The sequence below is a fragment of the Streptomyces sp. NPDC055103 genome (genome assembly GCF_053607625.1).
On sequence record NZ_JBSGTX010000005.1, the window covers coordinates 70,523 to 93,608 of the forward strand.

At 70.2% G+C, this 23,086-nt stretch carries 13 protein-coding genes and 2 pseudogenes; 1 reads left to right on the forward strand and 14 read right to left on the reverse strand.

The genetic code is table 11. The features are described 5' to 3' along the window. Positions 1–14: 14 nt before the first annotated feature. The 12 genes and pseudogenes from ACWFR1_RS05325 to ACWFR1_RS05380 form a co-directional block, all read right to left on the reverse strand. Positions 15–1,631: an MFS transporter gene (locus ACWFR1_RS05325; protein WP_453546693.1), complete on the reverse strand. Its 1,617-nt coding sequence runs from the start codon at positions 1,629–1,631 to the stop codon at positions 15–17. A gap of 318 nt (positions 1,632–1,949) precedes the next feature. Then, positions 1,950–3,176 carry a hypothetical protein gene (locus tag ACWFR1_RS05330; RefSeq protein WP_453546695.1) on the reverse strand — a complete coding sequence of 409 codons (1,227 nt, stop codon included), beginning with the start codon at positions 3,174–3,176 and terminating at the stop codon, positions 1,950–1,952. 429 nt (positions 3,177–3,605) lie between these two features. Next, on the reverse strand, positions 3,606–4,295 hold the full coding sequence (locus tag ACWFR1_RS05335) for a GAP family protein (RefSeq protein ID WP_453546697.1): 690 nt from the start codon (positions 4,293–4,295) through the stop codon (positions 3,606–3,608). A 41-nt stretch (positions 4,296–4,336) separates the two neighbouring features. Beyond that, complete coding sequence (locus tag ACWFR1_RS05340; protein WP_453546699.1) at positions 4,337–4,750, reverse strand: SHOCT domain-containing protein; 414 nt, start codon at positions 4,748–4,750, stop codon at positions 4,337–4,339. Positions 4,751–5,142: 392 nt separating this feature from the next. Beyond that, complete coding sequence (locus ACWFR1_RS05345; protein ID WP_453546701.1) at positions 5,143–5,580, reverse strand: ankyrin repeat domain-containing protein; 438 nt, start codon at positions 5,578–5,580, stop codon at positions 5,143–5,145. Positions 5,581–5,619: 39 nt separating this feature from the next. Beyond that, complete coding sequence (locus tag ACWFR1_RS05350) at positions 5,620–6,495, reverse strand: IS5 family transposase (RefSeq protein WP_453546703.1); 876 nt, start codon at positions 6,493–6,495, stop codon at positions 5,620–5,622. Positions 6,496–6,569: 74 nt separating this feature from the next. Next, entirely contained in the window at positions 6,570–7,370 is an 801-nt protein-coding gene (locus tag ACWFR1_RS05355; protein WP_453546705.1) for an alpha/beta fold hydrolase, read from the reverse strand. A gap of 80 nt (positions 7,371–7,450) precedes the next feature. After that, positions 7,451–8,325, reverse strand: a pseudogene (locus tag ACWFR1_RS05360) (IS5 family transposase). A gap of 1,021 nt (positions 8,326–9,346) precedes the next feature. Further along, positions 9,347–10,579 carry a TIGR02679 family protein gene (locus ACWFR1_RS05365; protein WP_453546708.1) on the reverse strand — a complete coding sequence of 411 codons (1,233 nt, stop codon included), beginning with the start codon at positions 10,577–10,579 and terminating at the stop codon, positions 9,347–9,349. Continuing rightward, positions 10,576–14,721 (reverse strand): TIGR02680 family protein, encoded by a 4,146-nt coding sequence (locus tag ACWFR1_RS05370; RefSeq protein WP_453546710.1) that lies wholly within the window; start codon positions 14,719–14,721, stop codon positions 10,576–10,578. Before ACWFR1_RS05370 ends, ACWFR1_RS05365 begins: the two co-directional genes overlap by 4 nt. Further along, entirely contained in the window at positions 14,718–15,965 is a 1,248-nt protein-coding gene (locus ACWFR1_RS05375; protein WP_453546712.1) for a TIGR02678 family protein, read from the reverse strand. The genes ACWFR1_RS05370 and ACWFR1_RS05375 overlap by 4 nt, the downstream gene beginning before the upstream one ends. Next, positions 15,962–17,518: a TIGR02677 family protein gene (locus ACWFR1_RS05380; protein WP_453546714.1), complete on the reverse strand. Its 1,557-nt coding sequence runs from the start codon at positions 17,516–17,518 to the stop codon at positions 15,962–15,964. The genes ACWFR1_RS05375 and ACWFR1_RS05380 overlap by 4 nt, the downstream gene beginning before the upstream one ends. Before the next feature lie 252 nt (positions 17,519–17,770). On the opposite strand from ACWFR1_RS05380, the pseudogene ACWFR1_RS05385 reads away from it, so the two are divergent. Next, positions 17,771–18,723, forward strand: a pseudogene (locus tag ACWFR1_RS05385) (NERD domain-containing protein); the annotation flags it as partial. Positions 18,724–19,555: 832 nt separating this feature from the next. Here the strand turns inward: ACWFR1_RS05385 and ACWFR1_RS05390 are convergent. Together ACWFR1_RS05390 and ACWFR1_RS05395 are read right to left on the reverse strand one after the other, a co-directional pair. After that, positions 19,556–20,884 (reverse strand): class I SAM-dependent RNA methyltransferase, encoded by a 1,329-nt coding sequence (locus ACWFR1_RS05390; protein ID WP_453546716.1) that lies wholly within the window; start codon positions 20,882–20,884, stop codon positions 19,556–19,558. Positions 20,885–21,013: 129 nt separating this feature from the next. Continuing rightward, on the reverse strand, positions 21,014–23,071 hold the full coding sequence (locus ACWFR1_RS05395) for an APC family permease (protein WP_453546719.1): 2,058 nt from the start codon (positions 23,069–23,071) through the stop codon (positions 21,014–21,016). Positions 23,072–23,086 lie beyond the last annotated feature (15 nt).

The following is a 23,086-nucleotide window of genomic DNA, read 5'->3' on the forward strand; positions in this document are numbered from 1 at the left end:
CACGCAGCGGCCCGTTATGGCTTGGTCGCGCGGGGCTGGGTGGTGGGGATGCGCTGGGTGAAGAACAGGGCGATGAGCGCGGCGAAGGCGAGGATGGCGAGTGCGGCGCGCAGCCCGTCGAGCCGCGCCGCGGCGTTCGCGTCCAGCGCCTCCTGCGTCAGCTCTTCGCTGGTGCCGGCCTCGTCGAGCGCGCTCTGCAGCTGGGCATCGGAGAGGAACGGCACGCCGCTTTGGAGTTCGACGGCCGACTGGCTCTTCACACTGGCCGGTACGGCCGGATTCTGTTCCACGCTTGCCAGGAAGGAGGACGTGAGGGAGGCGATCAGGATCGATCCGGCGAGGGCGGTACCGATCGAGGCGCCGAGGTTGGTGACGGCGTTCTGGACACCCCCGACCTCCGCGCTCTGCTCCTCCGGCATCGCGGAGACGGTGACGGATCCCAGCTGGGAAGCGAGTGCGCCCATGCCGAACCCGATCAGGAGCATGGGGATCGTGACCACCTCCGCGCCGGCGTCCGCGTCGAGCGCGGCCATCAGGATCACGGCGCCCAGAAGCAGTGCGGTGATGCCGATCCGTACGACTCGCCGGGGTGAGACGTCCGGGAGGAAGCGCGGGATGAGGACGGCGGCGGCGAGCAGGGTCACCGAGAGCGGCAGCAGCCGGGCCCCGGTGGCGAGCGCGGACAGGCCCAGCGCGACGGAGAGGTAGAGGGGGACGACGAAGAAGACGCCCATCTGGACGAGGTACTGGAAGAAGAACATCGTCAGCCCGCCGGTCAGCTGCTTGTTCTGCAGCATGACGGGGTCGAGGAGCGGTTCCTTGTGCTGCCGGACGAGGCGGGCCTCCCAGCGGAGGAACAGCCAGGTGAGCCCGATCCCGAGCAGCATCAGCCACACGGTCAGAGAGATCCCGAGCAGCGCGGGCGCGTCGGGCTTCGGCTGGAACCACCCCCACTCGTCGGACCGGAGCACGCCGTAGACGAAGCTCCCGAGCCCGAGGGCGGAGAGCACCGTGCCGACGAGGTCGATGCGCGGGCGGTCGTCACTCACCGCGTCGGCGATCCGGCGGGCGAGGAGCAGGATGCCCAGGACCACGAGGACCTCACCGGCGAACACCCAGCGCCAGGAGAAGTACGTCGTCGCGACACCGCCGACGAGCGGGCCGACCGCGATGGCGACCGCGCCGGCCGCGGCGACCAGTCCGTAGGCGGCGGGGCGGCGCTCCGTGGCGAAGTTGCCCGCCACGAGCGCCACGATCGCCGGCAGGATCAGCGCCGCCCCGATGCCTTCCAGGAATGCCCAGCCGATGAGCAGGACGGGAAGGTTGGGTGCGAGGGCGGTGGTCAGGGAGCCACATCCGTAGATGACGGACCCGATCATGAAGGCGCGTCTGCGGCCGATCAGGGCCCCCACCTTGCCGCCGGGGATCATGAACATCGCCATCACCAGGGTGTAGGCCGTGATGGCCCCCTGGATCCCCGCGACCGTCGTGCCGACGTCCTCTGCAACCGTCGCGATGGAGACGTTCATGACGGAGCTGTCGAGCGCCATCAGGAACTGACCGGCCGCCAGGGCCAGCAGGACGAGCCGCGCCTTCGCAGAGCCTTCTGCGGTGCCTTTTTGTGCCGACATATCAGCATCGTCCCAGCCTCGTCGAGGAGGCGCGGCACGACCCGCCGCCCTCGGCGATCAATCTGTCAGTGGCGATGCAGATGCCGTGTACTACCCGTTTCCGCAGGTGGCCGCTCGCAGGAGTCCTCTCGAAACCCACATGTCGCGCGAGGCGGTTCCGAGATGGCAGACATGGGTCACACGCCCGGTCAGGTCGCATGGGCGGTAGTACGTCACGACTGCCCGCGCACCGCCGGATCGCTACTACTTGGACGGGCCGATCGCCGCCTTCGAAAAGACCGACGGCCCCACCGATCCGGTGGCCGCGCCCAGATGCGTTCACCGGCCGGCCGCGGGACCCGCGGGTGCGGAGGGCTTCGCGGCCTGTGTCCTGCGGCCGGTCGCCGCCACCAGGGCGATCAACGCCAGCGCCGCCAGGAGAATGAGGACCAGCAGCAGCACTGTCAGGACCGTGGGGTGGTTCCACAGCGCGAACAACAGCGCGAGCAGCAGCAGGACGCCGATCGTGAGCCACCGCCGGTAGTTGGCGGTCCACGTCCCCACACGACCGGTGTGGATGCCGTGGGTGTCCGCCCATCGGGCGGCGGAGTCGGCTGTGCGCTCAGAGGTGGCCCGCACGGACCGCGCCCAGCCGCCCGGCCCCACGAGATAGGCACCGAGGGCGACGATCACACCAAGGACGACCACGGTGCGCAGAGTGACCCGCAGGAAGTGCAGGAGCTGGTCGAAGATCGCTGCCGCGGCAGCTTCCGACTGCACCTGTGGGGGCAGATGGTCCAGGTAGTAGCGGCGGGCGACGACAAGGCCGATGGCGACGATCAGGCAGGCGAGCGCGGCGCCCAGGGCGGTCTTGGCCAAGGCCCGTCTGCGCCGGTAGGCGAGAAAGACGCCCGCTGCCCCGATGAGCACGGTCAGCACCGGCATCCAGGTGCCGACCACGTCGAGGGCGTGCACGGCGCCTTGCATCCGCTCCAGCTTGTCGGACTGGAAGAGCACCATCTGCTTGTCGACGTCCGGGATCTTCTCGGCCGGCGTCACACCCGCGTCGACGAGCTCTTGCCTGACCCGGTCGACAGCGGCGCCGACATCGAGGGTCACGGTGCCTTCCTCGACACCGACCGCCCCACGACCTTCCCCGGTCAAGGCGTGCACCACAGCCGTATGGGCGGCCCGGTTCGCGGCGGTCCACACCTTCTCGAACCTGTCGCTCTCGACGAACCGCGTCGCCACCTTGTCCGCGGCGCCGGTCACGGCCGCGTCCAGCTGGGGCGCCAGACCTCTCACCGCTTGAGCGGCGCGGGGTGGCAGACCCTGCGACTGCAGCCAGGCCGCAAGCTCGGCGGTGACGGCCTTGCCGTCGACCCGTACGTCGACGGCCTGAACGAGACGGTTGTGCGCGGCCTCCTCGATCGCGGGGTCGGAGGCGAGCGGTGCCACCGTCTCGACGTAACGATCTGTGTCAAGGGCGATGTCGTGCACCCACACGGTCAGCACCGATACCGGGACCAGGATGCAGGCAAGGACGATCAGTACCGCCGAGACCACCTTGCGCGCGATTCGGCCGGGGCCCGCCGCGTGCGACGTACCGTCTGGTAGCGGAGCCCTCTGGGCAGGGTCATGTCGCGGTTCCAGCGGGCCGGTCATCCGTCCTCCAGGATTGCGAGACGGCCTTCGTTACTGCCGTTGACACCCATTCCCCCCGATCACCATGGATAGGGCATCCTGGGTGCGCCATCCGGTCCTGGATCCGGTCATCGACGTGAGCGGGACGGGACCCAGCCAGCAGGTACGCCGAGCGACGGCCCCGGCCCGAGTGACGGGAGGGGGCCGAGCGGAACACCCGGGCACTCCTCGGCCGCCGTCCCCGCCGCCGCCCTGCTGCGCAGGGCCTACCCGGACGACCGGCGTGGCGGGCAGATGATCTGCGCCCTCGTTCACGACGCCCCGGCTTCGAGCTGTCCATGAGCGGAAAGCTCATCCCGTGAGCTGGTACAGGCTCCTGCCGACGAGCCACAGCCCGAGCAGGAGACAGATGAGGACGATCGCCGGGTCCTTGTGCCGTGTGAGCCACGTGCGCAGGCTCGTCAGGCCGGACTGGGCCTTCTCGGGCGCGAACACCATGTACAGCTCCATGGCCAGCAGGCTGGAGGTGGCCAGCAGGCAGAAGCCGAGAAGAGCAAGGAACGACTCGGCGTGCGAGATGTCGGCCTTCACGACGGTGGCGGCCGCAGCGCTGACCATCCCCCAGGGCTGCAGGAGAACGGCGAGTCCGGCCGCCGACCATCCGGTGGCCTGGTCCATCCGGGACGTCAGTGATCGCCCGGAACCGCCGGGCCGCTCCTTGATCTCGGGGGAGGCGGTGGAGGAGGGCGAGTCACGGCGGCTTCGGCGGCGCCTGTGCTCGCTGTAGACGATCAGGCCCAGACCGATGACCAGCGTGGCCGCGAGCGCAACGATCGAGGGCGGAGAGCGGGGCGCGGGCGGTTGCCCGCCCGTGAAGATCAGGACCATGGCGATCACGGCCACGAGACAGGCGAGCCAGGCGACGATGAAGGCCAAGCCCCTGTACACCCCACGGGGTGCGGACACGACCAGCACGAAGGCCATGACCGGAATCGGGTAGAGCGTGATGGCCACACCGATGAGGAGCAGATCGAGCAGCATGGAGCCGCCCCTGTTCTGTGTCGTGCTCCGGCCGGACCAGTTCAGGTCGCGAGGACTTTGGCCTTGGCCTGCGCGAACTCGGCTTCCGTGATCGCGCCGCGGTCCTTGAGCTCGGCGAGCCGGGACAGTTCCTCCGCATGGCCGCCGGTCCCGGTGGTCTCCCGGACGTAGGAGCGGAACTCCTCCTCGCTCCGGCGGACCCGCGTCAATTCGCGTTCACCCATTCCCTTTCCGCGGGCGATCAGGTAGACGAACACCCCGAGGAAGGGGAGCAGGATCACGAACACGGACCACCCCGCCTTGCCCCAGCCGCCCAGCTCGTCGTCGCGGAAGATGTCGCCGAGGATGCGGAACAGCAGCATGAACCAGAGGACCCAGAGGAAGATCATCAACATGGTCCAGAACATGTTCAGCAAGGGGTAGTCCACTGCCAGGTTCGACATGGAGTCCTTCATGGCCTGTCTCCTGCCGATCGTTACGGGTCGTCGCCGCCCCTGCGCCGGCCGCGATTCGGCGGGACGAACTGCCTTCAGAATGCGCCGCGCCAGAGCTCCCCGCACTCCGGACGGGGATCCGTCCCGGGGCCGGATCACCCGCTCGGCGGCATACGGGTGACGCCGGCTCCGTTACCTCGTGGCGCGCCCGCCGCACGGTGGAGGGACCGCCCGGGACAGTGACCCCCACTGGCAGGGAGGGAGCCGGGCACGGGGCTCCGTGCGGCCAAGAGGGGAATCGTGAACGGGAATTCAGGAGTCCGCCGGTCGGCCGTGCTCACCGCGATGCGCTCGATCCTGACGCCGTCAGCTCGCCGCCCGCCTACTAGGGCCTGTTGCGAAAGCGGGTGTAGCTACGGAGTCGGGTGAGCCGTCGGTTGCGCCCCTGCTGCCCGGAGGGTCTCGGCAGTGTCAGGGTGAGGGCCGCTGTTCGCCCAGTCCAGCGGGGACTTACCTGTGCCGTGGTCTTCGCGAAGGTTGGGATCGGCGCCATGCGCCAACAACTGCCGGATCGTTTCGGTGTGCCCCCAGCAGGCGGCTGCGCAGAGCGGTGTGCCCTCCGAGCCGAGGCCGCTGCTTTCGGTGTCGGGAGAAGCCCCGGCTTCCATGAGCAAATGAGCTATCTCGGCTTCGCCCTGCACTGAAGCCAGGTACAGCGGAGTGGTGCCGTCACTGTTCCGTCTCTCTGGACTTGCTCCACTGCTCAACAGGGCCTTCGTGTGCATGGCGTCACCTGTCAGGACTGCTTCGAAGAGGTGGCGGGAGAGCTTCTTCTGTTTGCGCTGCTTCATAGCCGGTGAGGCTAGCGATCATGAGTGCGCCGGAGCCATTCATATCCATTCGTTGATCGCCGCGACCAGCACAGTGGCTTCGTAGCGGACGGCGAGTTTGTCGTATCTCGTGGCCACGGCCCGGTGCCGCTTGAGGCGATTGATCCCGCACTCGACCGCGTGGCGCTCGCGGTAGTCGGCCGGATCGAAATGCGGCGGCCGGCCGCCACGGGAGCCAAGCTTCTGGCGATTGCGTGCCTGGTCGGCCTTGTCGAGGATGGTGCAGCGGATCCCGCGTCGGCGCAGGTAGGCGCGGTTTCTGCGGGAGGCGTACGCCTTGTCGGCCCGCACGCGATCGGGGCGGGCGCGTGGCCGACCCGGTCCGATGCGGGGCACGCGGACCTTCTCCAGCACGGGTTCGAACTGCGGCGAGTCCCCGCGCTGCCCTGCCGTCACGACGATCGACATGGGCTTCTGACCCTGCTCGACCGCCAGGTGCAGCTTGGTGGTGAACCCGCCGCGCGAACGTCCCAGCCCGTGATCATTCGGCTCGGTGAACACGCCACCCGGTGGTTCCTTCTGCAGGTCACCCCGCTTGCGAGCCCCGGCCGCATGCTGATGGGCTCGGCACACCGTGGAGTCGACGCTCAGATCCCACGTGATCGCACCCTTCGCATCGGCCAGGGACTGGAGGCGGGTGAGGATCCGGTGCCACGTGCCGTTCCGCTGCCATCGGCGGAACAGGTCGTAGACCCGGCTCCACGGTCCGTATTCGACCGGGATGTCTCGCCACGGAACTCCGGTTCGAACCCGGAACCGTATGCCGTCGATCAGCTGCCGTCGAGGCCAGACGGGTGGCCGCCCCGCCCTGGCACCCTTCGGCAACAGCGGCTCCAGCACTGCCCACTGCTCGTCTGCGGGATCTCCCCGACCCATGACCTGTGATCATTCACAGCCCAAGATCCACTTTCGATACACGGCCGCCGCTTCATGGAGCACGGTATCGAGGGTCAGGAGTGCCGTTGAAGGAACTGCACGATCGCGAGGTTCACGCTGTCCGGCTCCTGCTCTGCGGGGTAGTGGCCGGATTGCTCGAGGACGAGTGGGGTGACATCGGTGGCAAGGGCGGCCATTCCATCCGCGACTGCCGTCCCCATCGCGTGTCTGCCTCCGACCGCCAGGACAGGCGTTGGAATCGGCTGGGCGGCAAGGGCTTGAATGTCATCGACATCTTCTGACCTGGTGCGGTAGTAGGCCAGCCCGGCGTTCAGTACACCTGGAGTGCTGTACGCCTCGATGTAGGCCGGAAGGGTGTCTGGGTCGAGGCCGCTCGGTCCGGCGCTCTGTTCCAGAAACGTGCCGTAGTAAGCCGCTTCCCGGCCTGGCACGAGCTTCTCCGCGAGGCCGGGCGTACGGTTGAACGGGCCGTGCCAGGATGGATAGTAGTCCCGGCCGGCCTCGGGAATCTCGACATCGACACCGGGAAGGATCTCTTCCTCGACCACGAGTCCACTGACCGATTCCGGCGCTTGGGCCGCGATGAGGTATCCGACCGTCGCACCCCAGTCGTGACCGATGACGGCGAAGCGCGTGACGCCCTCCTGCGCCAGCCGTGCCCGGACACCGTCGGCAAGTGCCATCTTGCGGAAGTCGGTCACGCCGGAGTCGGGAGCGGTGCCCAGCCCGGGAAGCGTGACCGGGACTGCGGTGATACCGGCCGCATCGAGTGCCGGAATCAGGTACCGCCAGTGGTCGGCCGTGACCGGCCAGCCGTGCAACAGCACCGCCGTCGGGGTTCGATTCTCGCTCATCGCCCTATGATCCCTCTACTCCGGAACACGCGTTCGCCCGCCTGGCGCTGATGCCACAGGACCTGTCATGGAAGTGCTGGTCACAGCCACTCGTTGATGGCCGTAACCAGCACTGTCGCCTCGTAGCGCACGGCCAGCTTGTCGTATCTGGTGGCCACCGAGCGGTGTCGTTTCAGCCGGTTGATCCCGCACTCCACCGCGTGGAGCTCTCTGTAGTCCTCCTTGTCGAAGGCCGGTGGCCGGCTGCCTCGGGAGCCGAGTCTTTTGCGATTGCGGACCTGGTCGACCTTCTCCGGGATGGTGCACTTGATCCTGCGTCTGCGCAGGTGGGAGCGGTTCGCGCGGGAGCCGTAGGCTTTGTCGGCACGGACCTCGTCGGGCGTAGTGCGTGGTCGTCCGGGGCCGGTACGGGGCACGCGAATGCGTTCGAGGACCGGTTGGAACTGCGGGCTGTCGTGCCGGTGCCCGGCGGTGATCAACAGGGACAGGGGCTTCTGTCCCTGCTCGGTCGCAAGGCGGATCTTCGTGGTCAGACCGCCGCGGGAGCGCCCGAGCCCGTGGTCGTCCGGCTCGCTGTCGATTCCGCCGGGCGGCTCGCGCTGCAGATCCCTTTTTTACGCGCGCCAGCGGCGTGCTGGTGGGCACCGCAGACGGTCGAATCCACACTCACTTACCAGGTAATCAGGCCCTGCGCCTCGGCCTGGACCTGCAGCTGTTCTAGTATCCGCTTCCACGTTCCGTCGCGCTGCCACCGGCGGAACAGGTCGTAGATCCGGTCCCATGGGCCGTACCGCTCAGGTACGTCCCGCCACGGCGTACCCGCCCGGGTCCGCCACCGTATCCCGTCGATCAGCTGCCGACGTGCCCACATCCGGGGCCTCCCCGGCTACTTCCCCACCGGCAGTAACGGCTCCAGCCGAGCCCACTGCCGGTCCGTCAGGTCCCCTCGCGCCACGACACGTGATCATGCACAACCTTGATCCACTGTTCGCAACAGGGTCAACTGCAGCATCCGCCCGGGTGCGCTCCGGGTCCTGGTCCCCAGGAACCGTCCTGAATCACCGGCGAGCCGCCCGCCCCTTGACTGGAGGAAAACGGTTGCCCTGGCGTTCAGTCAACGGCGGATCACCGGCCTCGTCGGAATCTTCCGCGGCATCATGGCGATCGCCGAGGACGACGTCTTTCTCACCATCCCCACTACGTCTTCAAGTTCGCCCCGACCTCATGGGGCTGCATATACCTGGCTCTCGGCGTCATCGCGCTCCTCGCGAGTTTCGATCGAGCGACAGTTGCTCGCCACGCCCGCCGGAATCAGGAATTCGCCTCCTCGGGTATGACGCGCAGTGGATGAGCGGGGATGCGTGAAAGGCCTGGCCCGACGGCGGCCGCCGTCGGGCCAGGCACACCGGGATAAGCCGGCGTCCACTACGCCGAGGCGCACCGCGTCAGGCACTTCGAGGCGCAGGAAGCCGCACGGCGCCACACCGCCCCGGCTGCCCGACATCCCCGCACCGCGAGCCGACGACCTCAGGCCCTTTCTCGGGCACTGGAGCCCCTACGGCCCCTGACTCAACACGGACCGGACACCTCAAGTGCCTGCGAGCACACAGCTGAGGGCTCCACTCGGCGATCGCCAAGCACGCATGACGACCCATCAGAAACCGTGCCGTCCGTGCGTCACGTGCGTCGAACATGCGTCGAGATATCGCGCCCAACGCACGTAACGCCCACCACGCACACTCGAAGAAACAGCAGGTCAGGCGTCCTTCTTCACCGGCTCCAGGATCGCCACGCACTCCACGTCGTGCGTCATCGAGAGCACGTACGAATCGGGGTCGGCCAGCGAAGCAGCAGGTCAAAGAGCACATGGATCGCCATTCACAGCCCCTCGTGAGGGTCCGTGCGTCAAACGAGCGTCACTGGTCCTGGCGTCGGTCCCGGTCTCGGCACGTCGCATGTCTCACCAGCAGCACGTCCTACCCGAGGTCTGCCAGCAACGAGTCCAGAACAGCCTCCTCCTCAATACGCACACCGTGCTCAGCGAGGGCAGTCGCCAGATCCGGATCCCATGGCGACAGAGCCGACATCCCGGTCAGAGGCAGGGGAGCAGAACCGGCAGCGGCTACCGCCGCGCGGTATTCCTCGGCTGTGTAGCGCCATGGCTGCCACGGCACGTGCTGGTGCAGCGTCGTGGCGATGCGCAGGCCGCCCCAGTCGAAGTCGCCGTGGTAGCGGAATTCGGCACGGAGCTCGTGGAGGTGCGCCAGGAGAGCCAGGGCGGCAGCCGACGGCTGGCCCTGGAGGCAGACCAGCGGAAGGGCGTCCGGGCCGTAGGTGTCGGCCGCGGCCGACAGGACGGCGGGATTCTCACAGATGTGGACCACCAGCGGTGTGGCCCGGGGCGGATGGTGCGCGAGCTGGCGAAGGGTGAGTACGCACGGCTCCCCCATGTCGGCCATCCAGTCCAAAGCGGGGGTCCCTCGGAGGTTGAGGGTGAGGACCGTGGAGGAGACGTCGTCACGGAGAAGGCCGGCGGAGGCCCAGGCGGCCCGTCGCCAGGCTGCGCCCGCCCCGTCCGGATGTCCGGTGAGGGCACGGATGCCGGAGAGGCAGAGCGTCGCCGGGGGTGTGCCGTCGTCCAGTGCGTGGGCGCTGCCCAGGATGTCCGCGGCGAACACGGAGAGGGAGCGCGGCGGCTCGGCCGGCAGTTCCCGCAGGACGCGAGCCACCTGATCGAGCAGCGGTCGGGCGGCCTCAGGCGTACGGGCGAGACGCCGCACTAGGCCGTCTTCGCGTACCCGGCCGGCCCATTTCTCGAGCAACGGAACCTCTCCGATGAGCCCGGTGAGCGGAGCGTAGGCCTCCGCCCAGGCCTGATCCTCACTCCGGCGGACCTCTTCGAGAGAGATGACGGGCCCGGTGAGCGTCGTCACAGCCGCCGTCAGGCCCTCGGGGCTGACACCTGATCTGACCAGTACGGCGTCCACGGCGTCGAGCCGGACCGTCAGCGCCTTGCCATCACCCGGGGCCCGGCCCAGCAGCCGCTCGGCCGCGGCCCGTTGGGCCGGGGTCGCCGCGGCCAGGGAGACGGGCCCGGTGAGCGGCTGCCCACGCTCCAGCCGGCGGCGTACGCGCTCCAGCAGCCAGGCCAGATCGGGCCCGCCGAGGAGGCGGCGCAGGCGGGCTTCGTCGACCGGAGGCCTGTTCACGTCCACAGGGGCTCCGGGTCCGGCGTGCGCACCGGGTCCTCGTGACGGGTACGAGCCGTGCCGTCCCATTCCCAGCGGGTGACCAGAACGGCGGCCACCTCGTCGACCCGGGACAGCTGGGCGATGGCGATGCCCGGTACCTGCGGATAGCAGGCCCATTCCCGTTCGCTGGTCATGACCACATCCAGGTCGAAGGCGTGCAGGAGGCCGAGGCACTTGGCGCGCGAGTCGTCGTCGACGCCCGCGAACGCCTCGTCCAGGGTGACGAGTCGTGGTGCGTACGGGCTGGCCGCGCTCGCGTAGTGCGAGGAGGCCGCGGCGAACAAGGGCACGGAGACCGCCAGGACGCGTTCGCCTCCGGACGCCGGACCGGTGGCAGGCACCCAGCGACCGTGCTGCTGCCGCTCGACGGCGAACTCGTGCCAGGAACGGTAGTCGAGCGCCGCCGTGAGGTGTTCCAGCCAGCTGCCGGCCGCGTCCTCGGTCTGCTGGCGGGCGATCTGCGTCTGCAGGAACTCCCCGACCGCGGCCCGGTCCTCGGGAGTCCAGGCGTCGGCGGTCTGGAGCAGTCGGCCACGGGCCTGGGCAAGGCCGGCAGGTGCCTTGCGGGAGGCCCGCCACACCAGGCGCAGGGTCATGCCGGTGGAGGTCGGACGGTCCTCCAGCTCGGCGTTCATGGCGAGCACGTGCCGTTCGGCGGTCGCGATCAGCTCCTGAAGAGTGCCCGCGACCTCGGTGATGAGGTGTGTTTCAAGGATTTCGCGTTCGTTCGCGGAGAGGATGCGGGTGAGTTCGCCGACCTCGACCGCCAGCGCCTCGGCGAGTTCGGGTACGGCGCGTTCGCGGCCCTGGTAGACGATGTCGACGATCATCCCGTCCTCGACCATCCGGGCCGAGGCGGTATGGCCGTGCCGGGACAGCGCGTCCTGAAGGGTTTTGAGCTCTTCGCTCAGACGCCGCTGCACGCGCTCCCAAGCACCGTCCGAGTCGTCCGTCGTCGACAACTCCGCTTCGAGGGAACGGGCGAGGGCGATGGCCGGGGTGGCCGCCCACGGGCCGTCGGCGGCGGCCGGTACGGCAAGTTCGGGAAGCGCGACCGTGATCAGCCCGGTGGCGGTGAAGCGCTGGAGCGCGGCGATGGCCTCGGAGCGCGCGGAGGCAGCCTCGGTGACGGCTTTCTCCAGCTGTTCGATCCGGCCTTCGGCCCGGTTGGCCCGCCGGTCCGCCTCCGTGCGGCGGTCCTGGGACGACCGCTGATCGGCAGCACAGCCGCGCAGGGCCTCCGCGGTCTCCGCCAGCCGCCGTTCCAGCTCGGCCACGGCCGCGCCCACGGTCGAGCGCAGCGTGGTGAGCCGCTCGTCCGCGGCTGCCGCCTCGCGGGCGGCCTCCTTCGCGCGCAGGGCGAGTTCGGCGGTGCGCTCCCCTGCCCGGCCGGTTTCCTCACGCTCCTCCTGTGCCTGCCGTGCCGCTTCGGTTCGTTCGCGCAGGGCGGGCCAGAGTGCGGCCAGGACGGCCGCGAGTTCGACGAGGGCCTGCCGTACGACAGCCAGCGCCGGCCGGTCCGGGGGCAGCCCCAGATCGGCGGCGGTCTCCTGGAGCTCGGCGCTCGCCAGCTCCGACCGCTCGGCTGCGGCCAGCGCGTCGGCGGCCCGTCCCTCACGACGGGACCTGGCCCGGCGCGCGGTGTCGGCGGCAGCCGCCGCGCGGGCGTGCGCCCGGGTCAGCGGCCCGTCGTCGGGCACCGCGGCCAGTTCGGCGTCGAGCGTACGGCGCCGGGTCTCCAGAGCCTGCGCGTGCACGGCCTCGGCTGCCTCCTCTCCATGGAGAAGGGAGAGTTCGGCGCGCAAGGTGGTGATACGGCTGCGCCGCGCGGCTTCCCGGGCGCCCGCGCCGATGTACTCGGCCGCAGGTTTGGCCCACCGACCGATGAGGACGCCTACGCGGTAGCGGCCGTCCGGAGCCGCCCATGTGCCCGCTGTCGGCTCGGTGCCCCCTGGCCCGGCACCCGCCTCCGCGTCCCCGGCGACCGCGCCCAGGCCGGTCGCCGAGAGGAGTCGGCCCACGGTCTCCTCACCCACGTGGGCCGCCTGGGCATCGCCGTGGTCGACGGCCGGGCGCAGCACGTCGGCGAGCGACGGCCCGTCGACCGGACCCGTCCGCGCGTCGAGGAGTACGTCGTGACCGTCCGCCGCCAGGGCCGCGCCGTCGGGGCGCACCCACGCGTCCAGCAGCCCGGCCGCCTCCAGGGCCGCCTCCAGGCCGGCGCGCTCCCGGTCCGCGACCTCGTCCCGGAAGTCGACCAGCCGCCACAGTGGGGCGCCGGGCGCCTGATCGCGCAGACCGGGGTTCCGGGTGTAGGGGGCCTGCGGTCCACGGCGGCCGCCGGCCTCCAGCTCGGCGAGTTCCTGTTCCGCGTCTCGGGCACGGGCCGCCAGGGCCGCCGCGCGCTGCGCTGATTGCGCCGCCTGGTCGGCGAGTACCGCTGCCGTGGCGCTGTGCGCGTCCGATCCGTGCCGGCGTGCCGGGTAGGGCCCGTCCTGGTGCCGGGTCCACTCCTGGAGCTCGTCCAACAGTCCGACCGGGTCGGCGTACGCGAGCTCCTCGCACCGGCCCGCGTGCTCGCGCACGGCGTCCACCAGGGCCCGGCCCGCGGCCGTCACCGTCTCGTCGGCCGCGCCCTGTTCCTCGGCGGCGTGCGCCAGGTCGGTTTCCGTCTCGTCGAGCCGCAGTGCGGCGGCCCGGCGCTCGGCCGCCGCCGCCTCGGCGCGGTCCGCGAGCTCCTCGACGTGCGCGAGGGTGCGGTGTCGGCGGTCGGTCGCCTCGGTCACAGCGGCGCGCAGTTCGGCCGCCGTCAGCCCCTCGTCCCCGGGCAGGTCCAGCCGGGCCGCCTCGGCGGTTTCCCGCGCGAGGCGAAGCGTGTCCTCGACTCGGTGCCCGGCGGCCTGGAACCGGTTCTCCGCCGCCGCGAGGCGCCCGAGCGCCCGTGTGTGCAGCAGCGCGGCCTCCTCCCGGTCGGCGCGTGCGCGTGCGCTGTCCTGCCCGCACCGTTCCAACGCCTTGGCGGCCCGCTCCAGTTCATGAGCGCTGCGCATTTCCGGGCCCTCACGCAGGGCCGCGTCGACGGCCTCCAGTCGGGCCTGCGTCTCGGTGAGCGCGGCGATCCGCTCATCGGCCGCCGCCCGCTCCTCCTCGGCCGCGGCCTTCTCGGCCTGTGCCTCGGCGAGGTCGCGCAGCAGGTGCTCGTACTTCGAGTGCTCGCTGCGCGGGAGGCGTGCGCGCCGGCGGGAGGCGATGCGGGCATAGCGCCGGTAGTGGTCGAGGAACGCGGAGGCCGCGCGCTCGGCCGCGCCGGCGGCCCGTAGCTCCTCCTTCTCCTCGTCCAGGGAGCGGAATGCCTCGGCCACGTCCGCGATGACGGCCTGGTCCATGGGCGGAAGCGCTTCGGTGAGCGCGCGGGAGAGGGCGGCTTCGTTGGGGCGTTTGGACAGTTGGGGCTGGCGCAGCTGGATGAGCAGGTCCACGAGGGCGCCGTAGCGCTGCTCCCCGAGCCCGAAGAGCGCCTCGTCGACGGCCCGGCGATAGGTCTTGGCCTGGTCGTAGACCATTCCGTGTCCCGCGACCGCCTCGATGAGCCGGTCCCGGGACAACACCGTGCCGGTGGCGTCGAGGAGGCTGAGCGACCCCTCCGACACCGCCCCGGCCGGTGCGTGGTCGATCCGCTGGGCGGTCACCGCCCACCAGTGCCGGGCGATGCCGCGCCCGCTGACGGCCTTGAGCCCGCAGAGAAGCGTACGGAACTGCTCCTCGCCGCTCACCTCGTCGCGGCGGCCGAACTCCACCCAGGTGTAGCCGAGCCGTTCGGAGTGGGGGTGCTCTCCGCCGAGCAGCAGATTCCACTCCATCCTCTTTCCGGCGTCTCCGTCGGGCTCCACCCGGCGCGCGCTGAGGTCCCCGTCCAGGAGGAAGGGCAGGGTCAGGGCGAGCACCTTGGATTTGCCTGTGCCGTTGTTCCCCCGGAGCAGCAGCCGCCCGTCGCGGAAGTGGAATTCCTCCACGTCGTAGTGGAAAAGATCGACGAGACCGATCCGCAGGGGCTGCCAGCGGGCGCGCGCGGGGACCGGGAGTACGGCACGGGGGGTCAACGCTGATGAGCCTTTCGCTGCGCGGGCACCTGAGCGGTGCCGACTGTGCGGGGTTCGAGTACGACGGTCTCGCCGACCGCGTACCGGGCGAGCGCCGGGCGTGGCACCACCCCGTCAGGAGTACGGGAGACCAGGCCGAGGGCGGCGAGCCGACTGACGGCCTGCTCCACGAGCTCCCCCTCGGCTCCCGGCTCACGGGCCGACTTCGCCCAGAAGCCTCCGTGTTCGGCGGCCAGTGCGGCGACACGGCGTTCAAGGTCTGCCGTGAAGACGACCGGACCTTCGGCACTCGTGAGGTACTCGGCGAGCAGCAGGGTGACGTGACCGTGGGTGCCGGATTCCGGCATGCGGAGGTCGGTGAGGTCGTCGTCGGGGTCGACCATGGCGATGCCTTCGGCCCTGACCTCGGCCACCAGGCCCGTCAGTTCGGTGATGCGTGCGGTGAGGAAACCGCGCTGCCGCGTGAGGTAGCCCAGCTCGGCGTCGGTCAGTTCGTCGTAGTAGAGCACGGGGTCGTCCAGCAGTCGGCGGGTCAGCGAGCGGCGCATCGCCCGGAACCGGAGTTCGTCACTGTCGAGGGCCGTTTCGGCGGTGAGCCCGACGAGCCGCTCGTCCAGGGTGGCGGCCCGGATGGTGGACGGGCCGCGTCGGGTCGCGAGCAGCCCGGCGAGCACCCGCCGTTCGACGTCGTACAGGACGTCTCCGGCGCCGCTGACGTACGCCTCTTCGTCGCCGGCGACGCGCCGCAGTACTCCGAGGCTGAGCAGGAGGCGTACGACGGCGGCGAGGTCGAGGCGCTCGTCGCGGCGGTCCAGGGTGAACTGGACGCCCGTCGCGGCCAGCTGCGGATCAGCGGCGTCGAGGACGACCTGGTCGGCGAGGCGGCCGAGCGCGATCTGCGCCTCGCCGCGTTCGAGGGCGGCGAGGGCGAGGCAGAGCAGGACGTACCGGCGGCGGGTGAAGGGGGCGGCGCTGCGCGTTGCCTCGCGGGCGGGGTGGGTGGCATCGGCGAGGTGGGCCGGGATCTTGCCCAGCCGGGCGGTCTCGGCGTCGACCTGGAGGGACCAGCCGGTGTTGCGGTCGAACCACTCGCGCAGTTCGGAGGCGTGCCGCCGGACGAGACGGAACTCGTCTGCGTACGCGCCGACGGCGAGCAGCAGAGGCTGCTTCAGCAGAGCGCGGGCGGCCTTGCGCAGTTCCGCGGCATGCTGCCCGTCCAGCACTTCGGCGAGCGGAGTACTCACGGTCCGTCGTCTCCTTCCGCCAGATCGATGATCTCGATGGTGTGGTCAGGGCCGCGGAAGACGCCGCCCGGCGTGCGGACCTCGGCCGCGGATCCATCGGCCAAGGCGGTGAGTCGGATCTCCATGGACCCGTCGTTGCTGGTGGCCACCGTGTGCGTCATACCGGGCCGCCAGGTGGCCAGGGCGTCCCCGAGGAGCTGGAGGAAGAGCCGGAAGCTGACGGGGTCGAGCTCGCCGAGCCCGGACAGGCGGGTGATGCCGTCGGTGACGAGCCGGGCCCGCGCGGCCGCGATCTCCGCGGCCTGCTTGACGGCCACCTCGGCGAGCCTGCGGCGCGCTTCTTGGCGGTCCTCCACCTTGCGGGTCTTGCCGCGCCGCTCGTAGCTGCCGGTACGGCGCAACTGCGGGCTGATGCGCAGCGGCTCGGCGTCGGCCCATGGGGTGGACGCGGGATCGGGCCGGGCGGCGCGGGCGGCCAGCGTCTCGGCGTCGACCGTGAGGTGCCGGGCCGGATACAGCCCGAAAGCGGTGCGCCATAGCCGGTGCCGGGCGTCGTCGTCGGGCGCGTCGGCGAACCAGCGGGCGAGCGTACGGAAGTCGGCGGAGCGATCGGAACGCCCGGCCCGCCGCTCGTTCAGCGACCGTACGACGGCCAGCAGCTGGGGTACGGCCCCGAGCGCACGGCCGCGCAGCAGCCGGGCCTGCGATTCCCGGCCGTCCCGGCTGAGGAACCAGGCCGCCAGCCCGGCCCACCGGCCGGCCCACCGCTCGTACGCGGCCTGCTCGGCGTATGCGGCGTCCTGCGGGGTGGCATCGGCGGCCTCACGGGCGGCAGCGGCCCACAGCAGCGCCTCGATGCTGCCACCCTCCTCCAGCTCCAGGATCAGCCGGGCGATGCGGCCGCCGAGGGTGATGAGGTCCTGGATGAACCGCTCCAGGTACTGGATGAGCTGGTCCTTGTAGGCGAGGAAGACCTCCTCCCCCACGTCGTGGAGGTCGATGGTCCGCTGCAGGGACCCCATGAAGGCCCGGGCGTTGTCGGCCAGCGCCCCGAACCGACTGGCGAGCCCGTCCAGCGCGAGATGCGTCTTGGCCGGATCCGGCGCTTCCTCAGCCGCCAGCACGAGGAGGGCGCGGAGCTGGGTGACGATGTCGTGCAGCGCGACGGCCTGGAGCGCACCCCGCCGCCCGAGCGCCTCGTCGTAGGCGGACAGGGCCTCCTCGGCCGCCTCGCCCTCCCGGGTGAGCTGGTAGATGTACCGCTTGCGGTAGAAGTCCTCGACGGCCGTGACCCGCCCGGTGTCCGGGTCGGCGCGCAGGTTCCCCCACTCGACCAGCTTGTCCAGTGCGCCGACGACACCCTCCAACTCGCCGGGCCGTACGGCGGCGGGCAGCCCGGCGTAGACGTCCTCGGGCCGCAGGTGTACGGCGAACCGCTCCTTGGCCACGAGGAAGGCGCGCATCACCGAGCGGTAGAGCAGCACGTTCGGGGCGGTGAGATGCGCGAAGGGCCCGTAGCCGTCCGGAGGGCCCTCCGGACGGGAAGAAGTCATGTCCATCGCCTGCAATCCTCCCGGACCGTTCTCCGTGATCGGCAGGGACTTAAGTACTTGACCGATTCGCACCGCTCTTGATCGCGCCTGCCCTGCACTCGCGGCGTCCGCAAGCCTGGGCGCTGCCCGCTTCGTCGCAGGTGCCCCTGATGTCAAGGCCCCACCGTCAGGATCTCCCAAGAGCTTTGTCTACCGCCGGATGGCCGAGTCAATCAGCTCTTCAGCACGCAGCGACGAAGCGGGGGCCCGCACATGCGGGAAGGCCGGTGGACCACGGTAACCGAGTCCGAGTCCGAGTCCGAGTACGAGCACGAGCACCGCGGCCTGGAAGTCATCCGCGAGAAGCTGCCGGACTCTGATCCGTGGCGGGCCTGGTCGAACTTCACCTTCACCGCGAACACCGGGCACGTCCGCGAGATCGATCTCCTCGTCATCGCCCCAGGCGGCGTCTGCATGATCGAGCTGAAGAACTGGCACGGCTCCGTGACCAGCGAGAACGGCACCTGGGTCCAGACCGCGCCCAACGGTCGTCGCGTCCTGCACGGCAACCCGCTGCACCTCGTCAACAAGAAGGCCAAGGAGCTCGCCGGACTGCTCGGCCAGAACGGCAAGCGCGTCTGGGTCGCGGAAGCCGTCTGCTTCACGGACGACGGCCTGCGCATCCGACTGCCCGCCCATGACGAGAACGGCGTCTACACCGTCTCCGAACTGGTCGCGATGCTGCAGCAGCCCCCGCGTGACGAGCGCCGACGCATCACCGCCGTCGACTCCCGCGAGATCAAGGCCGCCCTGGAGCGGGTCGGCGTCCGCCCAAGCGATGCCAAGTACAAGGTCGGCCCGTACGAGCTGAAGCGGAAGGCCTTCGACTCCGGCGAGACCTGGGCCGACTACCTCGCCGAGCACACTGAGCTGCCCGAGGTCGCCCGCGTCCGCATCTACCTGCGCGAACGCGGTTCGCCCCGACCGCGCTGTCCGCGATGCACCTGGCGGAGGGCTCCGACCCGTACCTCGCGCCCGAGCTGACCGCCCTGAACGCCGACCCGGTCTACCTCGACGTCTACGGCCTCGGCGTCCTCACCTACCTCCTCGTGACGGGCAAGGCACCGGCCGCGAGCCAGGCGGAGCTGCTCACGCGCCTCGAAGCCGGCGAGGGCCTGCGTCCCAGCTCGCTGGTGGACGGCCTTTCCGAGGACATCGACGACCTGGTCCAGGCGGCCACCGCCTACCGGCTCGACCAGCCGCGCCTACCTCGTGTACGACCAGTACTGGGAAGGACGTGCCATGACTCGATCCTCTCAAATGATCGAGTCCCTACCGAACCCGGAACGGTTCATAAGGCCCGACCTGCCGAAGAACGACACCTCGGCTGTCGGCGAGAACTGCGTCGATCATGGCTGGATCACGCAGTACGGGTCATGGACCCTAGATCTCGAGCCGGCAACTGTCAGCTCATTCTCGGGGCGCCGACTGCGCGGACCGGAAACTCCCGGGCGACCGCCGCCAGCTCCCCACCGCTGTTCCCGGCGGGCTCCGTCGACCCCGTCGCGGGCAGTCCGAGATCCGCCCACCAGTCCGACGGCGGCATGTTCTCGGGCCACGGGCCGCAAGTCCTGAAGCCGGCGAGCAACGTCTTAACGGACAGGACCTCGAAATCCAGCAGCCGCTCGTCGAAAATGCCTGTGGTCAGTGACGCTGAGATACCGCTACTGGGGCCGCCACCCGGCAACGAGTGAGCGTCATCAGCCATGGGACAGGCTTGGCACTCGGGATGTCATAGGGCCAGCGGCTTGCGGGTCGGCGACCAAGCCGTTGGCCCGGTCGCGTCCGTGGACGCGGCCGGGTCAACGTGATGGGGCTTCAGAACGTGCGTCAATTGAGCGTCAGCAGCCCGAGGATAGCCCTGATGCCGCTAGCTAGGACCGCGACGTCCCGTACTGAATCTGCAGGTCAGGTTGCCTTCAGCAGGACCGACGCGCCTTCACGCGTTGCTGGCCCGGAAACAGGTCGAGCAGCTGACGAAGACCAGGAAACCCCAGCTCAGGCGTCCTTCTTCACCGGCTCCAGGATCGCCACGCACTCCACGTGGTGCGTCATCGGGAAGAGGTCGAAGGCCCTCAGCGTCCGTACCTTGTAGCCGCGGTCGGCGAAGTAGGAGATGTCGCGGGCCAGGGCCGCCGGGTCGCAGGCGACGTAGGCGATGCGGCGGGCGCCGAGGCCGGCCAGGTGGTGGACGGTCTGCTTGCCCGCGCCGGCGCGGGGCGGGTCCAGGACGATGAGGTCGACGTCCGTGATGCCCGTGCGCGGGAGGACCGACTCGACCTTGCCCTGCTCGATGCGGACGCGCGGGAACCCGGCCAGGTTGTGGCGGGCGTCCTCGACCGCGCGCTTGCCGGACTCGATGCCGAGGACCGCGCCCTTGTCGCCGACACGGTCGGCGATGGCTCCCGCGAAGAGGCCGACGCCGCAGTAGAGGTCGAGGGCGGAGTCGCCCTTGCGGGGGGTGAGGCCCTGCATGACGGCGAGCATGAGGGTCTGCGCGGCCTGCGGGTGGACCTGCCAGAAGCCGCCGTTGCCGACGCGGTAGGTGCGGTCGTCGGCGCGCTCCCGGACGAAGGCGCGGCCGTGGACGCGGTGGACTCCGCCGTCCTTCTCGTCGACGCGGAGGACGGAGACCGGCTTGTCCAGTTCCACCAGCGGCAGGCGGCCGCCGGGCTTCGGGGTCAGGATGACCTGGCGGTCGTTCGAGCCGGAGGCCGCGATGGCCTCGACCGTGGCCATGCCCTCCCAGGTGCGCTTCTCGACGCCGAGTTCCGAGACGCCCTCGGCGGCGATCATGCAGTGGTCGATGATCTCGACCTCGTGCGAGCGGTGCTTGCGCAGGCCCGCGTGGCCCTCGGCGTCGATCGCGTACTGGACGCGGGTGCGCCACTGCGGGACCTCGCCCGGCGGCAGCTTGTCGCCCTCGGCGGGCATGACGGTGCCGTCCCAGCCGGCCTCCTCCGGGGTGAGTCCGGCGAGCCGCAGGAGCTGCTCGGCGATGACCTCGCCCTTGAGCCGGCGCTGGGCGCCGGGCTTGGCGTGCTGCCAGTCGCAGCCGCCGCACCTGCCCGGGCCCGCGAAGGGGCAGGGGGCCTCGACGCGGTCCTTGGAGGGGTCGAGGATCGTGATCGCGTCGGCGCGGAGGAAGCGGGACGTCTCCTCGCCCTCGGTCACGCGGGCGAGGACCTTCTCGCCCGGCAGCGCGTGGCGGACGAAGAGGACGCGGCCCTCCTCGGTGCGGGCGATGCAGTGGCCGCCGTGGGCCACCGGGCCGACCTCGACCTCGTACTCCGCCCCGACCAGCGACGTAACAGGGGTGTTCTGCATGACCGGGGACTCCAGAGGAAGAAGAAGGTGGGCCGCCGTTTGCACAGCAGCCCACCAGTCTAGTTGTTCTTTTCCGAGGCGTTCTCGCCAGCTGTTCCCAGCCCCGGCTGTTCCCAGCCCCGGCTGTTCCTAGCCGTGGCTGTTCTTCGCCGCCGGTTCCTTCTGGCGCTTCTCCACCGGCCCACGGCGCACCGAGCCCGGCGCGTTCCAGTCCTGGCGCTTCCTGGCCCGCTTCTTCGCGGCCTCGGAGGACTGGAGCTGGTACGGGACGGAGGTCACCATGACGCCCGGGGTGAAGAGCAGCCTGCCCTTGAGCCGCAGAGCGCTCTGGTTGTGCAGCAGGTGCTCGTACCAGTGGCCGACGACGTACTCGGGGATGTAGACCGAGACGGCGTCGCGGGGGCTCTCGCGGCGGATGTTCTTGACGTACTCGATGACCGGCCGGGTGATCTCGCGGTACGGCGAGTCCAGGATCTTGAGCGGGACGTTGATCCCGCGCCGGTCCCACTCCTCCCGCAGCGCCTTGGTCTCGACCGGGTCGACGTTGACGCTCAGCGCCTCCAGCTCGTTGGCGTGCAGTAGCTTCGCGTACGCGAGGGCGCGCAGCGTCGGCTTGTGCAGCTTCGAGACGAGGACGACGGAGCGGACGCGCGAGGGGCGGACGTATTCGTCGGGGCGCTCCTCGGCCGCGGCGATCTCCTCCGCCACCGAGTCGTAGTGCCTGCGGATCGCGCTCATCGTCCCGTAGAAGATCACCATGCCGAGCAGGGCGACCCAGGCGCCGTGGGTGAACTTGGTGGCGAGGACGACGACGAGGACCAGGCCGGTGAAGAAGGCGCCGAACGCGTTGATCGCGCGGGAGCGGATCATGTGGCGGCGCTTGGCCGGGTCGGTCTCCGCCCTCAGGTGCCGGTTCCAGTGCCGGACCATGCCGGTCTGGCTCAGGGTGAAGGAGACGAAGACGCCGACGATGTAGAGCTGGATGAGCTTGGTCGAGTCGGCCCCGTACATCCAGACGAGGAGCACGGCGGCGCCGGCGAGGAGCACGATGCCGTTGGAGAAGGTGAGGCGGTCGCCTCGGGTGTGCAGCTGGCGCGGCAGGTACCGGTCCTGGGCGAGGATCGAGCCGAGGAGCGGGAAGCCGTTGTACGCCGTGTTGGCGGCCAGGAAGAGGACGAGCGCGGTGGCCGCGGCGAGGACGACGAAGAAGAACGTGCCGTCGCCGAAGACGGCGGCCGCGACCTGGGAGATGACCGGGTCCTGGACGTAGGACTCGCCGACCGGCACGCCGTTGACCAGCAGGTCGTGGGCGGGCTCCTCGGCCATCCGCACGTCGGTGGCCATGGCCAGGAAGATGATGCCGCAGAACATGGTGACGGCCAGGCCGCCCATGAGGGCGAGCGTGGTGGCGGCGTTCTTCGACTTGGGCTTGCGGAAGGCGGGGACACCGTTGGAGATGGCCTCGACGCCGGTGAGTGCGGCACAGCCGGAGGAGAACGCGCGCAGCAGCAGGAAGACCAGCGCGAAACCGGCCAGTCCCTCGTGCTCGGCCTTGATCTCGAAGTCGGCGGTGGGGGCCTTCATGGTCTCGTCGAGGACGAGACCCTTGTAGGCACCCCAGACGATCATGATGAAGACGCCGGCGACGAAGACGTACGTCGGGATGGCGAAGAGGCTGCCCGACTCCTTCACCCCGCGCAGGTTCATCAGCGTGAGCAGGATGATGACCCCGACCGCGCAGGCCACCTTGTGCTCGACGACGAAGGGGATCGCGGAGCCCAGGTTCTCGATGCCCGAGGAGATCGAGACGGCCACGGTCAGGACGTAGTCGACGAGCAGGGCGCTCGCGACGGTCAGTCCGGCCTTCGGTCCGAGGTTGGTGTTGGCCACCTCGTAGTCGCCGCCGCCGCTCGGGTACGCGTGCACGTTCTGCCGGTACGAGGCGACGACCGTGAACATCAGGACGACGACCGCGAGCGCGATCCACGGGCTGAAGTGATAGGCCGACAGTCCCGCGATGGAGAGGACGAGCAGCACCTCACCTGGCGCGTACGCCACCGAGGACAGCGGGTCGGAGGCGAAGACGGGGAGAGCGATCCGCTTCGGGAGAAGGGTTTCCCCGAGCTTGTCGCTGCGCAGGGCCCGCCCGATCAGGATCCGTTTGGGCACGTCGGTCAGTTTGGACACGGAGAGGATCGTAAG

Excerpts from the sequence above, each read along its gene's own strand:
- ACWFR1_RS05325 (WP_453546693.1), bottom strand. The coding sequence starts at position 1,631 with ATGTCGGCACAAAAAGGCACCGCAGAAGGCTCTGCGAAGGCGCGGCTC.
- ACWFR1_RS05335 (WP_453546697.1), bottom strand. The coding sequence starts at position 4,295 with ATGCTGCTCGATCTGCTCCTCATCGGTGTGGCCATCACGCTCTACCCG.
- ACWFR1_RS05340 (WP_453546699.1), bottom strand. The coding sequence starts at position 4,750 with ATGAAGGACTCCATGTCGAACCTGGCAGTGGACTACCCCTTGCTGAAC.
- ACWFR1_RS05345 (WP_453546701.1), bottom strand. The coding sequence starts at position 5,580 with ATGAAGCAGCGCAAACAGAAGAAGCTCTCCCGCCACCTCTTCGAAGCA.
- ACWFR1_RS05350 (WP_453546703.1), bottom strand. The coding sequence starts at position 6,495 with ATGGGTCGGGGAGATCCCGCAGACGAGCAGTGGGCAGTGCTGGAGCCG.
- ACWFR1_RS05355 (WP_453546705.1), bottom strand. The coding sequence starts at position 7,370 with ATGAGCGAGAATCGAACCCCGACGGCGGTGCTGTTGCACGGCTGGCCG.
- ACWFR1_RS05380 (WP_453546714.1), bottom strand. The coding sequence starts at position 17,518 with ATGACTTCTTCCCGTCCGGAGGGCCCTCCGGACGGCTACGGGCCCTTC.
- ACWFR1_RS05390 (WP_453546716.1), bottom strand. The coding sequence starts at position 20,884 with ATGCAGAACACCCCTGTTACGTCGCTGGTCGGGGCGGAGTACGAGGTC.